Origin of the sequence: Massilia sp. METH4 (assembly GCF_037094685.1) — a bacterium.
Classification (GTDB): Bacteria; Pseudomonadota; Gammaproteobacteria; order Burkholderiales; family Burkholderiaceae_D; genus Rugamonas.
Genome location: NZ_CP146614.1, coordinates 4,133,205 through 4,146,458, shown reverse-complemented (window position 1 = coordinate 4,146,458; position 13,254 = coordinate 4,133,205). Strand labels below are relative to the sequence as shown.

12 protein-coding genes and 4 tRNA genes are annotated in these 13,254 nt (G+C 65.4%); 12 read left to right on the top strand and 4 right to left on the bottom strand.

All coding sequences use genetic code 11. The features are described 5' to 3' along the window. Positions 1–440: 440 nt before the first annotated feature. The 4 genes from V6Z91_RS18305 (at position 441) to V6Z91_RS18290 (ending at position 3,299) form a co-directional block, all read left to right on the top strand. Positions 441–800 carry a GntR family transcriptional regulator gene (locus V6Z91_RS18305; RefSeq protein ID WP_338759293.1) on the top strand — a complete coding sequence of 120 codons (360 nt, stop codon included), beginning with the start codon at positions 441–443 and terminating at the stop codon, positions 798–800. Continuing rightward, positions 797–1,654, top strand: a complete 858-nt coding sequence (locus V6Z91_RS18300; RefSeq protein WP_338759290.1) for an ABC transporter ATP-binding protein — start codon at positions 797–799, stop codon at positions 1,652–1,654. The genes V6Z91_RS18305 and V6Z91_RS18300 overlap by 4 nt, the downstream gene beginning before the upstream one ends. Then, positions 1,651–2,634: a hypothetical protein gene (locus V6Z91_RS18295; RefSeq protein ID WP_338759287.1), complete on the top strand. Its 984-nt coding sequence runs from the start codon at positions 1,651–1,653 to the stop codon at positions 2,632–2,634. Before V6Z91_RS18300 ends, V6Z91_RS18295 begins: the two co-directional genes overlap by 4 nt. Before the next feature lie 167 nt (positions 2,635–2,801). After that, the gene (locus V6Z91_RS18290; protein WP_338759284.1) at positions 2,802–3,299 is read left to right on the top strand and encodes a hypothetical protein; all 498 of its coding nucleotides are present in this window, start codon (positions 2,802–2,804) and stop codon (positions 3,297–3,299) included. On the opposite strand, the gene V6Z91_RS18285 is transcribed toward V6Z91_RS18290, so the two are convergent. From V6Z91_RS18285 to rnr, 4 genes are all read right to left on the bottom strand, one after another. After that, the gene (locus tag V6Z91_RS18285; RefSeq protein WP_338759282.1) at positions 3,280–3,990 is read right to left on the bottom strand and encodes a YceH family protein; all 711 of its coding nucleotides are present in this window, start codon (positions 3,988–3,990) and stop codon (positions 3,280–3,282) included. The two genes, V6Z91_RS18290 and V6Z91_RS18285, sit on opposite strands and share 20 nt — an antisense overlap. A 10-nt stretch (positions 3,991–4,000) precedes the next feature. After that, positions 4,001–4,735 carry a serine O-acetyltransferase gene (gene cysE, locus V6Z91_RS18280; protein WP_338759280.1) on the bottom strand — a complete coding sequence of 245 codons (735 nt, stop codon included), beginning with the start codon at positions 4,733–4,735 and terminating at the stop codon, positions 4,001–4,003. Between the two features lie 139 nt (positions 4,736–4,874). Continuing rightward, positions 4,875–5,621: a 23S rRNA (guanosine(2251)-2'-O)-methyltransferase RlmB gene (rlmB, locus tag V6Z91_RS18275; protein WP_338759278.1), complete on the bottom strand. Its 747-nt coding sequence runs from the start codon at positions 5,619–5,621 to the stop codon at positions 4,875–4,877. 80 nt (positions 5,622–5,701) lie between these two features. Then, a complete protein-coding gene (rnr, locus tag V6Z91_RS18270; protein WP_338759275.1) occupies positions 5,702–8,380 on the bottom strand; it encodes a ribonuclease R in 2,679 nt (892 codons plus the stop codon). Positions 8,381–8,674: 294 nt separating this feature from the next. On the opposite strand from rnr, the gene V6Z91_RS18265 reads away from it, so the two are divergent. The 8 genes from V6Z91_RS18265 to V6Z91_RS18230 all read left to right on the top strand — a co-directional run bounded on the left by V6Z91_RS18265 (position 8,675) and on the right by V6Z91_RS18230 (position 13,238). After that, positions 8,675–8,759, top strand: a tRNA-Leu gene (locus V6Z91_RS18265). Between the two features lie 203 nt (positions 8,760–8,962). Next, positions 8,963–9,047, top strand: a tRNA-Leu gene (locus V6Z91_RS18260). A 186-nt stretch (positions 9,048–9,233) separates the two neighbouring features. Continuing rightward, positions 9,234–9,821: a hypothetical protein gene (locus tag V6Z91_RS18255; protein ID WP_338759273.1), complete on the top strand. Its 588-nt coding sequence runs from the start codon at positions 9,234–9,236 to the stop codon at positions 9,819–9,821. Positions 9,822–9,899: 78 nt separating this feature from the next. Continuing rightward, positions 9,900–9,984, top strand: a tRNA-Leu gene (locus V6Z91_RS18250). A 31-nt stretch (positions 9,985–10,015) separates the two neighbouring features. After that, positions 10,016–10,100: transfer RNA gene (locus tag V6Z91_RS18245), tRNA-Leu, on the top strand. Between the two features lie 151 nt (positions 10,101–10,251). Continuing rightward, positions 10,252–12,462: an ATP-binding protein gene (locus tag V6Z91_RS18240; RefSeq protein WP_338759269.1), complete on the top strand. Its 2,211-nt coding sequence runs from the start codon at positions 10,252–10,254 to the stop codon at positions 12,460–12,462. Next, positions 12,459–12,656, top strand: a complete 198-nt coding sequence (locus V6Z91_RS18235) for a hypothetical protein (protein WP_338759266.1) — start codon at positions 12,459–12,461, stop codon at positions 12,654–12,656. Before V6Z91_RS18240 ends, V6Z91_RS18235 begins: the two co-directional genes overlap by 4 nt. A gap of 36 nt (positions 12,657–12,692) precedes the next feature. Further along, entirely contained in the window at positions 12,693–13,238 is a 546-nt protein-coding gene (locus V6Z91_RS18230) for a phasin family protein (protein ID WP_338759263.1), read from the top strand. Positions 13,239–13,254: the final 16 nt, after the last annotated feature.

Below are 13,254 nucleotides of genomic sequence, written 5' to 3'. Positions count from 1 at the left end.
GCGAATAGTAATAAGTATTTCTCTGTGGTTATTTTTTCTCCGTAAGCTATTTATATTGTATTTCTTGAAATTCAAGGCCAAGTAAATATGCGGGTTTGCGCCGAATATAATGATCGAGAATGACAGGCATACAGAATCCTTATGATTCGCGACAACGAATAAAGATTAGTCGCGAATAAGGAAATAATACGAGTAGTCGTTCTCAGCACAACCAACTGTCAGGTTCCCAGAGGTGGTTGCCGAGCTGCCGATAACACGGGGCAACTTTCGCACGGGTGCCCTGCCCGTCCAGCCCTCGGCGGGCTTCAGGTGGCTGCGGCAACTTCGCGCCCCGACGGCGGCATCGTCCAACATGAAGAAACGCTTGCGTCACCGAAAATCGGTGTTATAGTTCACTACATCACCAGTCCAATAGCTCACCGATACTGGAGGAACCATGTATGTGGAATGACAATGCGCCGATCTACCGCCAGCTGAAGGAGCGGGTGATCGGCATGATGCTCGATGGCTTGCTCAAGCCCGGCGACGCCCTGCCCTCCGTGCGGCAGGTGGCGGCCGACTACCAGTTGAACCCGATTACCGTATCGCGGGCGTATCAGGAGCTGGTCGATGAAACCTTGGTGGAAAAACGAAGGGGGATGGGTATGTACGTGACTGAAGGCGCCGTGGAAAAACTGCTGGCCTCGGAGCGCGAGCGCTTCCTGCGCGAAGAATGGCCGGCGATGGTCGAACGCATTCGCCGGCTCGGCCTCGATATGGAAAAGCTGCTGCGCGCCACGCAGCCGGGGAGCGCGGGATGAGCGCCGTGATCACCGCGCGCAATCTCGTCAAGCGCTACGGCAAGCGCACCGCGCTGGACGGCGTGAGCTTCGACGTGCAGCCGGGCCGCATCGTGGGCCTGATCGGCCCGAACGGCTCCGGCAAGACCACCACGCTGAAGGCCGCGCTGGGCCTGTGCCAGTTCGAGGGCGAGCTGTCGGTGCTGGGCCTGGACCCGCGCACGCAGCGCGACGAGCTGATGAAGGACGTGTGCTTCATCGCCGACGTGGCCATCCTGCCCCGCTGGCTGAAGGTCAAGGAGGCGATCGACTTCGTGGCCGGCGTGCATCCGCGCTTCGACAGGGCGAAGGCCGAGCGCTATCTTGCCGGCACCAAGCTCGCGCCGGACATGCGGGTGCGCGCCATGTCCAAGGGCATGATCGTGCAATTGCACCTGGCCCTCGTGATGGCGATCGACGCAAAGCTGCTGGTGCTGGACGAACCCACGCTCGGGCTGGACATCCTGTACCGCAAGGAGTTCTACCAGAACCTGCTGGAGGATTACTTCGACGAGCACAAGACCATCGTCATCACCACGCACCAGATCGAGGAGGTCGAGCACATCCTCACGGACGTGCTGTTCATCCGCGAAGGCCGCATCGCGCTGGCCGCATCGATGGAGGAGATCGGCCAGCGCTACACCGAGGTGATGGTGCACCCGCAGCATGCCGCCGCGGCATCGGCCCTGCTGCCGCTGACGCAGCGCACCGTGTTCGGCAAGAGCGTGATGCTGTTCGACGGCGTGTCGAAGGAGCAGCTTGAAAACCTTGGCGAAACGAGGACGCCCAGCGTGGCGGATCTGTTCGTCGCCAGCATGAAGGGGAGCTACGAATGAATACGATGCGCAAGACGATGCCGTGGCTGATCCGGCGCGAAGTGTGGGAAAACAAGGGCATGCTGACGTGGGTGCCGCTGGCGATCGCCGCGCTGATGATCGTGGCCGTGCTGGGCATTGCCATCGGCGGCCAGAAGGCGACCATCCAGGTCGACGGCGTCCCGACGTCGGTTGCCGGCGCGACCGTGCAGCTGGGCGAGCGCCAGATCCAGACGCTTGCCGAAGCCATTGCCGTGATGGCGCCGGTCAGCGCCTCGGTCCTGTACCTGGCCATGGCCTTCATGGTCTTCTTCTACAGCCTGGGCAGCCTGTACGACGAGCGCCGCGACCGCAGCATCCTGTTCTGGAAGTCCCTGCCCGTGTCGGATGCGGCCACCGTGCTGTCCAAGGCCGCCTTTGCGCTGATCGGCATCCCCTTGCTCATCATTGCCGTGGAACTGGTTACCTCATGGGTCATCATCGGCATCGGCATGGCGGGACTCGCGATGAAAGGCACCAATATCTTCCCACAGGTGCTCGCGCATCCGCAATTCTGGCTTGGTCCGCTGAAGGTGCTTTCGCTGCTGCCCGTGTATGCGCTGTGGGCACTGCCGACAGTGGGCTGGCTGCTGCTTGTATCGGCCTGGGCCCGCGGCAAGGTTTTCCTGTGGGCCGTCGGGGTGCCGCTGCTCGCGCTGATCCTGCTCGTATGGATCGAAAAGGGGCTGCAGCAATCCATCAATACCCAGTGGGTGATCGAAAAATTCATCAGCAGGTTGCTCGTTGGCGTCATGCCCGGCACCTGGCTCATGGCCACTGGAGTCGCCGGGCGGGCACGCGAAATGGAAGTGGCGGCGCAAGGACCGGCCGCCGGCTTCGATCTCATCTGGCGCTCATCCTGGGCCAGCGTGGCGACCCCGGAAATGATCCTTGGCGCACTGGCCGGCATCGCCATGATCGCCGGCGCAATCTGGCTGCGCCGCCACCGCGAAGAGGGTTGATCGGTGTCAGCTCAGCTGTAAGCGTGATCTTACAGCGCTGCCAGCCGCGCACCGATGCCGTGCGTGGGTGGTGATTGAGATAATGGCAACCATTCCGCCAGCGCCAGACCCGACGGGTCTCGCGTTGGCTGTTGTTTTGAAGGATGGTTCCAAAAATGCAAACAACAATGAAAATAAGCGACCAGCGTTATCTCGACGGTGCGAACCGGTACTGCACCGAGCCCTGCCTGCTGAGCATTCTCGATCTCGGCCACCCCACTCCGTACTCCGCCAGCGATATGCAGCAATTGCGAGCGCGCCTCAAGAAGGTGTTGCCGGGCCTGCGCCAGGGGCGCAGCCTGATCGGCGTGATTGGCGACGATGTCGATGCGCCCGGCCGCGGCCTGCAACTGGCGCGCCTGATCCAGAGCGTGGCGATCGAACTGCACCGCCTCACGGGCGACGAAGTGATGATGGGCTTTGTCGGCCCCGTACCGAAGATGCCGGGCCGCTACCGGCTGATCCTGCCCTTCCGCTGCGGCACCGTGGCCAACGCGGCGCTGAAGCTGGCGATCGGCCTCGTGGCCGCGCTGCTCGCCGGCGAAGAGTTTCCGCTGGCCGACGGGCTGAAGGAACTGCGCGGCATTGCCGCCGCGGGGGCGCCGTCTATTCGAATTGCCGCCTGAATTGCTCGAACTGGGCGGCCAGGGCGGCATAGTCCGCCCTCAGCTGCTGCACTTCCAGCTCCAGCTGGGCCACGCGGTCGGCGCGTGAGGCGCCACCGGGCGCCACCGCGGCCGTGCCATAGCCCGCCTCTTCCCGCGCCAGCTGAATCTCGCCACCCAGCAATTGACCGTAACGCGGTTCCTTCGTGCCCGGCGCCAGCGCCAGCTTGGCCACCAGCGGCGGGTACTTGTCGATCAAGAATTGCAGTGCCGTCTCCACGTCCGCCACCGACTTGAATTCGTGCAGGCGGCCCGTGCGCGTGCGGATCTCGCCGGCGGTCTGGTGGCCGCGCAGCATCAGCACGGCGAGCACGGCCAGCTTGTCCTGCTCGAGCGACCACTTGATGCGCATGCGGTGCTCGTATTTCGTCACGCGCGCGCCGGCGGCCGCCACGGCGTTGACGAGGCGGCGCTCGGTGAGCCGGGCCAGCACGTCGGCCACGGTGTCTTCCGAGATCTGCATCACCGGATCGCGGCTGGACAGCTGGTTGCAGCCATTGGTGAGCGCATTGAGCGACATCGGGTAGTTGTCCGGCGTCAGTGCTTCCTTCTCGGCCAGCACGGCCAGCACGCGGATCTCGAACGGGTCGAGCGTATCGGACGTTGCGGAAGGTGCGGAACCTTCGGACTGCGTATTGCCTGCTTCTGTCATCTCTCTATCCTCAATCGACCAGCTTGTTCAAGTGCGCGGGGTCGCCCTTGCCGACGGCTTCGATCTCCCCGCATTGCAAACCATTTTCCTTCAGCAGCGCGATGATGCGTTCGATCTGCCGCTCCTGCGCGGCCGCGTGGTTGATCAGCCCATGCAAGGCCTTGGACATCGGATCGTCGCCATTCGGCGTAACGCCGTAGGCGGCGAACAGCCGCTGCGCGTGAGCATCGTGTTTCTGCACGATATGGGCGGGGTTGCCCACGGCGGTAGCGCCCGGCGGCACGGGCTTGAGCAGCACGGCGTTCGAACCCACCTTGGCATACTCGCCCACCGTGAAGCCGCCCAGCACCTTGGCGCCGGCGCCGACGATCACGCCGCGCTCCAGCGTGGGATGGCGCTTCGCGCCCTGCGTGAGCGACGTGCCGCCCAGCGTGACACCCTGGTAGATCGTGCAATCGTCGCCGATCTCGGCCGTTTCACCGACCACCACGCCGAAGCCGTGGTCGATGAAGACCCGGCGGCCGATCCTGGCACCCGGATGGATTTCGATGCCCGTGACGATGCGCGCGAGCGAGCTGATGAATCTGCCCAGCCACTTCAGGCCATGGGTCCAGCACCAGTGTGCCCAGCGGTGCGCAATAATCGCGTGCAAGCCCGGGTAACACGTCAGCACCTCCCAGGCATTGCGGGCGGCGGGATCGCGTTCGATGATGCTGCGGATGTCTTGGCGCAGGTTGCGGAACATGGGCGTACGGAGTCGACGGCGATATCTCGATGGTAGCGCATCGCTGGTGAAGGTGCAGCGGATGGGCCGGCCGGCAGCCATTTACCCCAGGGTCTGCACTTGGGGTAAGGAGGCCGTCGCAACGCCCAACAGGAAGGGATCAGCCTTCCTTCGCGATCCTCTGCCGCCGCGCCTCGTACAGGCACACACCCGATGCCACGGACACATTCAGGCTCTCGACCGACCCAAACATCGGGATATTGACCAGCACGTCGCAGGTCTCGCGCGTCAGCCGGCGCATGCCCTCGCCTTCCGAGCCCATCACCAGCGCGGTCGGGCCGGTGAAGTCGGCTTCGTAGAGACCCTTCTCGCCATCGTCGGACGTGCCGATCAGCCAGATGCCGCGATCCTTCAGTTCGCGCAGGGTGCGCGCGAGGTTCGTCACGGTGATGTAGGGCACGGTCTCGGCGGCGCCGCTGGCCACCTTCGCGGCGGTGGCGTTCAAGCCCACCGCGCGGTCCTTCGGCACGATCACGGCATGCGCGCCGACACCGTCGGCCACGCGCAGGCAGGCACCCAGGTTGTGCGGATCGGTAATCCCGTCCAGCACCAGCAGCAGCGGCGGGCCTTCGATGGCGTCCAGCAGTTCGTCGAGGTTGCGGGCCAATGCCAGCTGCGACGCGAAGGCGATCACGCCCTGGTGGCGGCGGGTGCCGACGATCTTGTCGAGGCGGGCCGAGTCGACCGGCATCACGCGCACGCCGGCCGCCTTGGCATTGGCGATCAGGTCTTTCATGCGGCGATCGTCGCGCGCGGCATCGACGAAGATTTCCTCGACCGACGAGGCTTCGTGACGCAGGCGCGAGGTGACGGCATGGAAGCCGAAAATCATTTTGTTCTTGGACATGGTACTTGGTTCTTATGTGGCGAAGGGACTCGCCGGAAATGCGCCGAGGCAGGTGCCGCGGCGATGGCTTGCCTGGTTGATTATCGCTTCTTGCGGGTTTTGCTGTCAGTCCTGGCAGGCGCCTTGGCAGCCACTTCCGCGGCTGGCTTGGCAGCGCCCCGGGTCTTGGCGTTCTTGCCGTTCTTGGCGTTCTTGGCGCTATTGGCTGGCGCGGCTGCCTCGGCGCGGCGCTTGCCCTTGGGCTCGAACTCGACCTGGGGCACCAGCTTGATCGATGGCGGCGCTGCCGGCTTGCGGGCCACCGGCGCCGGCGCATCCTCGAACGTCACGGCAGGCTCCGTCCTCCCCTTGCGCGGCCCGGCCTTGCCTTCCCTTGCCGCGGGAGCGCCCGCGCCCCTGCCCGCGCCGTTGCGCGACGCGGCGCCGCGCCCACCGCCGCGGCGTGGCTTCACGTCGTCGGCAAAGGCCTCGTCGTCATCGAACGCCGCACCCTTGCGGCCGCCGCGCGCGGGCGGTGCCAGGCTGTCGGTCTCGCTCGGCGCCAGGCGCAGGTCGATCTTGCGCGACTCGAGGTCCACGCGCACGACCTGCACGGTCACGCGGTCGGTCAGCTGGTAGCGCTTGCCGGTGCGCTCGCCGCGCAGTTCGTGGCGCGCGTCGTCGTACTGGAAATAGTCGGCGCCCAGGTCCGTCACGTGCACCAGGCCCTCGACGAACAGCTGGTCGAGCTGCACGAAGATGCCGAACGTCGTCACGCCGGTGATGATGCCGCTGAACTCCTCGCCCAGCTTGTCCTGCATGAAGTAGCACTTCAGCCAGGCTTCCACGTCGCGCGAGGCCTCGTCGGCGCGGCGCTCGTTGGCCGAGCAGTGCACGCCCAGCGCATCCCACACCGTCAGGTCGCGCGCCGGCTTCGGTTCCTTGCCCTCGGCCTTGTCCTTCAGTTGCTGGCGCCGCGTCGCGTTCGAGATCGTGGTGTTCAGCACGCTCTTGTCCTCGATCTTCGGCTCGTACTTCTTGCCCTGCAGGATCGCCTTGATGGCGCGGTGCGTCAGCAGGTCGGGGTAGCGGCGGATCGGGCTCGTGAAGTGCGCGTAGGCTTCATAGGCCAGGCCGAAGTGGCCGATGTTTTCCGGGCTGTAGACCGCCTGCTGCATCGAGCGCAGCAGCATCGTCTGCAGCAGGTTCGCGTCCGGCCGCTCCTTGATCTTCTTCATCAGCTCGGCGTAGTCGCCGGCGACCGGCTTGTCGCCGCCGCCCAGCGACAAGCCCACCTGCTTGAGGAACTCGCGCACTTGCGTGAGCTTTTCCTTCGTCGGCGCGGCGTGGATGCGGTAGGTGCCCGGGTGCTTGTGGCGCAGCAGCAGGTCGGCGGCGCACACGTTGGCGGCCAGCATGCATTCCTCGATCAGCTTGTGCGCATCGTTGCGGGTGCGCGGGATGATCTTCTCGATCTTGCCGGCCGGGTTGCAGACGATATACGTTTCCGTCGTCTCGAAATCGATCGCGCCGCGTTCCAGGCGCGCCTTCAACAGCGCATGGTAGACCGCGTACAGGTCCTGCAGATGCGGCACCAGGTGCGAGCGCTTCGCCGCTTCCGGGCCCTTCGTGTTCGACAGGATCGCCGCCACTTCGGTGTACGTGAAGCGCGCGGCCGAGTGGATCACGGCCGGGTAGAACTGGTAAGCCTTGATCTCGCCCTTCGCGGTGATCACGGCGTCGCACACCAGCGTGAGGCGGTCGACGTTCGGGTTCAGCGAGCACAGGCCGTTCGACAGCTTTTCCGGCAGCATCGGGATCACCCGGCGCGGGAAATACACGGACGTGCTGCGTTCGAGCGCGTCGTTGTCGAGCGCATCGTTCGGCTTCACGTAATGGGAAACGTCGGCGATCGCCACGATCAGGCGGAACGCGTTGGCACGGCCCACCTTCACCTGTTCGCAATACACGGCATCGTCGAAGTCGCGCGCATCCTCGCCATCGATGGTTACCAGCGGCACGTCGCGCAGGTCGACACGCTCGCCCCAATCCTTCTCGTGCACCACGTCCGGCAGCTTGTTGGCCTGCTTCAGCGCGCCATCCGAGAACACGTGCGGCACGCCGAACTTGCGCACGGCGATCTCGATCTCCATGCCGGGGTCGTCCATGTCGCCCAGTACCTCGACGATCCTGCCCACGGGTTGCTTGAAGCGGCCAGGCTGCTCGGTCAACTCCACGCTGACGATCTGCCCGCTCTTGGCCTTGCCGGGGGAACCGGCCACGAGAATATCCTGGCCGATGCGCTTGTCTTCCGGGGCCACGATCCACACGCCGTTATCCTTCAGCAGGCGGCCGATAATGTGCGTGTTGCCCCGCTCGACCACCTCGACGATCGTGCCCTCCGGGCGGCCGCGCCGGTCGTAGCCGGTGATGCGCGCCAGCACCTTGTCGCCGTGCAGCACTTTCTGCATCTCGCGCTCGGACAGGAACAGGTCGTCGCCCGGTTCATCGGGAATCACGAAGCCGAAACCGTCGCGGTGGGCGCTGACCCGGCCCGAGACGAAGTCGGAGTGGTCGGCCAGCACATAGAAGCCGCTGCCATCGGAACGAATCTGGCCGTCACGCTCCATCGCGTTCAGGCGGCGCGTGAGCACGGGCTGGGAGTCGGCTTTCACCCCGAGCGACATGGACAGCGTGCGCAGGTCGAGCGGCGCGTTGGCGCTGCGGAAGATGCCGAGGATTTCCTCGCGGCTGGGAATGGTGTGGATCGTCTGGTTCAAAACTGTTCTTTGGTCTTATTAGTTGGCAAATTCGGATGATCGTGAGGGAAAGGCGGCAACGTAGTGTACCGGAGGCGGGGCGGTTTGCCTAACGTGCGCCAAACGGAGCGTGCGCCGGCGGCACTTTCGGATGACCCTTTGACATTCGGGACGGTTGCTCTATAATCCGGTCTCCCGCAGCGATGCGGGATTGAAGAGTGGATGTGCAGTGTGGAATGAAAGTTCATCTGGCGCAAAACTCTCCAAAGCATTATGATAGCAGGACTTAGAAGCGCAGGAGTTGCAAGCATCAGTGCCCACGTGGCGGAATTGGTAGACGCGCATGGTTCAGGTCCATGTGCCGCGAGGTGTGGGGGTTCGAATCCCTCCGTGGGCACCACTCTACCGGATACGACGAACGAGCCGTGAATCGCGAGATTCACGGCTTTTTTGCTTCACGCGGCCATTGCCATGCAGCCGTTTGACCCACTGGAAACAGCAATATTTCCAGTAATGCACAAAATACCCTTGCGCAATATCGATACGGCCATTATGATGCGTGCCTCGTTGCAGTACAGCGCAGCGAAATGAGTTGAAAGCAGTGCCCACGTGGCGGAATTGGTAGACGCGCATGGTTCAGGTCCATGTGCCGCAAGGTGTGGGGGTTCGAGTCCCTCCGTGGGCACCACTCTACCGGATACGACGAAAGGCCGCGGATCGCGAGATCCGCGGCCTTTTTGTTTTCGTCGGCCCCTTTTACGCTCGCGACGATTCCACGCGCCGCGCCGACGCATGCGCATGCATTTCCCCTCTCGCGCCAAGGCTGCGCACGCTTCTTGCCTCTTCCTTGTCGTCCATCCTCAGGGAGCACGCCATGAAGACGCTGTTGACCGCCATTACCCTGGCCACCGCCACCGTTGCCACCGCTTCGGCCGGCGCCGCGCCACCATTCCATTTCCAGTGCATCGCCGGCATGTCGCCCCATCCGCACGATGGCGCAAGCCCGGGCGCGTTCGATTTCATCGGCGGTGTCGACATTCTGGACATCCATCCCGCCCCGCCAGACTTCTACCCGGACCCTGAATCCACTGCCCTCCCCGGCCTGGACCTGTTCGGCTATCCGGCGCCCCGCGACGGCGTGAGCGGCTGGACAGGGGCCGACCCCGAAAAGTACTTCTCCATCGATGACGGAGCCATGGCCGGCCCGCCGCTCTCCACCGGCATCGTGCACGGTAGTGAACACCAGGCCAGCGGCTGGAACGACGAGCGGTTCATCGGCCTGATGGACCCCACTGCCGGCCAGGGCGAACTGCTGGCCACGAACGTGATCGGCGGGCCCGCTTTCGCGGCCGCGGAACCGTCCGGCACAGCGCTGCTGGGCGCCGGCTTGCTGCTGCCGGGCGGACGGCAAGCGCGCCGGACCGTACGAAAGTCGAGGAACTTTCGTAAAAACAAAAAATGATAGTTGACGGATCCGGTCGCGGGCCTTAAGATGCGTGCCTTCTGTTGCTGAACACCGCAACGAAGCAAAGAAAACAGGGCCCACGTGGCGGAATTGGTAGACGCGCATGGTTCAGGTCCATGTGCCGCAAGGTGTGGGGGTTCGAGTCCCTCCGTGGGCACCAAGTCCTGTTTTCGATACTGAGAAGCATCAGTGCCCACGTGGCGGAATTGGTAGACGCGCATGGTTCAGGTCCATGTGCCGCGAGGTGTGGGGGTTCGAGTCCCTCCGTGGGCACCACTCTACCGGATACCGGGTTCGCAAGAGCCCTGAAACGCCGTCGGTTCGCAGGAACCGGCGGCGTTTTTGCTTTGGCGCCGTTCGCGCGAACCGTCCCTTCACCTTGGCTTCGACCTCTCCCGGCAACCCTTATTGCCCATCAGCGGCTTGCATGGTCTACACTCTGCCCATGTCCACGCCGCGTTCAAACGATACCCCGAGCACGATCCTCATCGCCAGCGCGAAGCTGCACCCTGCCCTGGAACAGGCGCTGGCGCGCGCAGGCTTCCGCGTCGGCGTCGTCAACCGGGGCGACGCCGCGCTGGCGGCGGTGCGCCAGCCGCAGCCGGCCGAGCGGGTGGCCCTCGTGCTACTCGATGCAGCCCTGGCCGGCAGTGCGGACATGGAACTGTGTTCGCGCCTGGCCGGCACCGCGCCGGTGCTGGTGATGTCGACCGTGCCTTCGGACGAGGAGCAGGAACAGGCCCTGCGCGCCGGTGCCGCCGGCTACCTGCGGCTGCCGTGCTCGCCGGCGGACGTGGTGGAAAAAGTCACGGTCGAACTGGCGGTGCGCCATGCCTGGCTGCCGGTCGCGGGCCCGCTGGACACGGGCAACCTCGAAGTCAACTACCACGCGCTGCTGGCCGGGTCGCCGGACGCGATCATCCTGTACGACGCCGAGCGCGGCCTGCCGGTGGACGTGAACCGCAATGCCGAACGCATGTTCGGGCGCGGCGGCACCGAGTTGATGGGCATGCGCTTGGCCGACCTGTGTCCGACCGTGCAGCCGGACGGCACCCCGTCCCACGCGGCCGTCGACGCGCTCGTGGCCCGCGGCCTTTCCGGCGACATCCGCATCTTCCCGTTGACCTTCCAGCATAGCAGCGGGCGCCAGATCGATGGCGAGCTGCGCCTCGTGGTGCTGGAAAAGGGCGAGCTGCGGCTGCTGCACATGCGCGTGGCCGACGTGACGGGCCAGCGCATCGCCGAGGCGCTGCGCACGGGACAGAACCGCCTGCTGGAGATGATCGCGCGCGGCGCGCCGCTCCAGGCCATCCTCGACAAGCTGCTGCTCCTGATCGAGGGCCAGGCGCCTGGCCTCGTGTGCACGGTGCTGCTGCTGGAAGAAGATGGCGTCACCGTGCGCGGCGGCGCGGCGCCGAGCATGCCGCCCGATTTCATGCATGCCTTCGACGGCTTGCAGATCGGCCCCGAGGTGGGCTGCTGCGGCAGCGCCATGTTCCGCCGCGAACCCGTGGTGGTGCCCGACATCGGCCGCGATCCGCGCTGGAACGGCTGGCACGACCTGGCCGCCATCTACGGGCTGCGCGCGTGCTGGGCGATGCCGATCCTGACGGACCGCCAGACCGTGCTCGGCTCGTTCGCCATCTACTACCGCGACGTGCGGCTGCCCAGGGCGGACGACGAGCGGCTGATCGCCGTGGCCGTGCACCTGGCCGGCATCGCCATCGAGCGCTTCCGGCGCGAGGCCGAACTGGCGCGGCACCGCCACCACCTGGAAGAACTGGTGGCCGAACGCACGGCCGAACTGCGCAGCGCCAAGGAACGCGCGGAACATGCCAGTGCCGAACTGGCCGGCGCGCTGGACGACTTGCGCAAGACGCAGGAGGAACTGGTGCGGCGCGACAAGCTGGCCGCACTGGGCGGCCTGGTGGCGGGCGTGGCGCACGAATTGAACACCCCGATCGGCAATACGCTGACCATCGCCAGCGCGATGAGCGAGCGCCTGCTTGCCCTGCGCGCCGGCCTGGCGGCCGGGCTGCGCCGCTCGGACCTTGAGCAATACCTCGCCGCGGCGGGCGAGGCGGACGAGGTGGTGGTGCGCAACCTGCGCCGCGCCGCTGCGCTGATCGCCAGCTTCCGCCAGGTGGCCGTCGACACCGCCAGTTCCCAGCGGCGCCAGTTCCGGCTCGACGAATTCATCGCCGAACTGGTGCTGCCCCTGACGGCCGCCATGCGCCCGCCCCGCCCCCGCGTCGTGCAGGACGTGGCGCCCGGCCTGGCGATGGACAGCTATCCCGGCCCGCTCGGCCAGGCCGTCTCGGCCCTGTTCGAGAACGCGGTCATCCACGGGCTGGGCGGGCGCGACGACGGTATCGTCACGATCGCCGCCCATGCGCGGGAGGACGGCATGATCGCGTTGTCGGTGGCCGACAATGGCGCCGGCATCGCCCCCGAGATCCTGCCCCGCGTGTATGATCCCTTCTTCACCACCCGGCCCGGCGCCGGCGGGTCCGGCCTCGGCCTGCATGTGACGCACAATATCGTCACCGGCGTGCTGGGCGGCCGGATCGCCGTGCGCAGCCTGCCGGGCTCCGGCACCACCTTCACCATGACGCTGCCCGCCGTCGCTCCCGAATGAAACGCGCCCTGATCTTCTGTTCCCTGCTGCTAGGCGCCGCCGCGGCCGCCGCTCCCGCCCCCTGGTGGCTGTGGGAGAGCGTGTCCGGCAGCGGCGCGAAGGTGTGCTCGCAGACCCCGCTGGGTCCCGGCTGGCGCAAGCTGCTCGGCCCCTACAAGGATTCCCGTTGCGAGAAGTTGATTCGTGTTCAATAATGTGCCGACAAGCTTACTCACACCGACGGAGGAGACATGTTCCAGAATCCCGAGCAGTTTGCCCAGGCAACGAAAGCCCTGTTCGAGTTCCAGCTCGAAACCTTCAACACGCTGACCAGCAAGGCGGTGCAAGGCATCGAGCAGGTGGTGCAGCTCAATATCGATACCGCGCGCAGCGGCGTTGAAAAGAACCTCGAGGCCGGCAGGGAAATGAGCCAGGCCACCGATCCGAAAGCCGCCATGGCCGCCGCCAGCGCGCGCATGCAGAACCTGACCAACGTGGCCGAATACAACCACCAGCTCGGCCAGATCCTGGCGGACATCCGCAAGGAATTCACCGAAGCGGCCGACGCCCACCTGGCCGAGGCGCGCAGCAACCTGTCGGCGCTGATCTACGATGTGACGAAGAACGTGCGCCCCGGCTCGGAGAATGCGGTGGAAATCGTCAAGACGGCCATCGACAATGCCTTTGCGGGCTACGAGCAGGTGAACAAGGCAACGCGCCAGGCCATGGCGGCCTTCGAGGAACAGCTGGCGAAAGCGGCCGCGCTCGCCGAACAGCAACAGCAGACAAAGCACTGAGCCGCATCCGGCATTC

Excerpts from the sequence above, each read along its gene's own strand:
- cysE (WP_338759280.1), bottom strand. The coding sequence starts at position 4,735 with ATGTTCCGCAACCTGCGCCAAGACATCCGCAGCATCATCGAACGCGAT.
- V6Z91_RS18235 (WP_338759266.1), top strand. The coding sequence starts at position 12,459 with ATGAAACGCGCCCTGATCTTCTGTTCCCTGCTGCTAGGCGCCGCCGCG.
- V6Z91_RS18290 (WP_338759284.1), top strand. The coding sequence starts at position 2,802 with ATGAAAATAAGCGACCAGCGTTATCTCGACGGTGCGAACCGGTACTGC.
- V6Z91_RS18300 (WP_338759290.1), top strand. The coding sequence starts at position 797 with ATGAGCGCCGTGATCACCGCGCGCAATCTCGTCAAGCGCTACGGCAAG.
- V6Z91_RS18240 (WP_338759269.1), top strand. The coding sequence starts at position 10,252 with ATGGTCTACACTCTGCCCATGTCCACGCCGCGTTCAAACGATACCCCG.
- rlmB (WP_338759278.1), bottom strand. The coding sequence starts at position 5,621 with ATGTCCAAGAACAAAATGATTTTCGGCTTCCATGCCGTCACCTCGCGC.
- V6Z91_RS18285 (WP_338759282.1), bottom strand. The coding sequence starts at position 3,990 with ATGACAGAAGCAGGCAATACGCAGTCCGAAGGTTCCGCACCTTCCGCA.
- V6Z91_RS18230 (WP_338759263.1), top strand. The coding sequence starts at position 12,693 with ATGTTCCAGAATCCCGAGCAGTTTGCCCAGGCAACGAAAGCCCTGTTC.
- V6Z91_RS18255 (WP_338759273.1), top strand. The coding sequence starts at position 9,234 with ATGAAGACGCTGTTGACCGCCATTACCCTGGCCACCGCCACCGTTGCC.
- V6Z91_RS18305 (WP_338759293.1), top strand. The coding sequence starts at position 441 with ATGTGGAATGACAATGCGCCGATCTACCGCCAGCTGAAGGAGCGGGTG.
- V6Z91_RS18295 (WP_338759287.1), top strand. The coding sequence starts at position 1,651 with ATGAATACGATGCGCAAGACGATGCCGTGGCTGATCCGGCGCGAAGTG.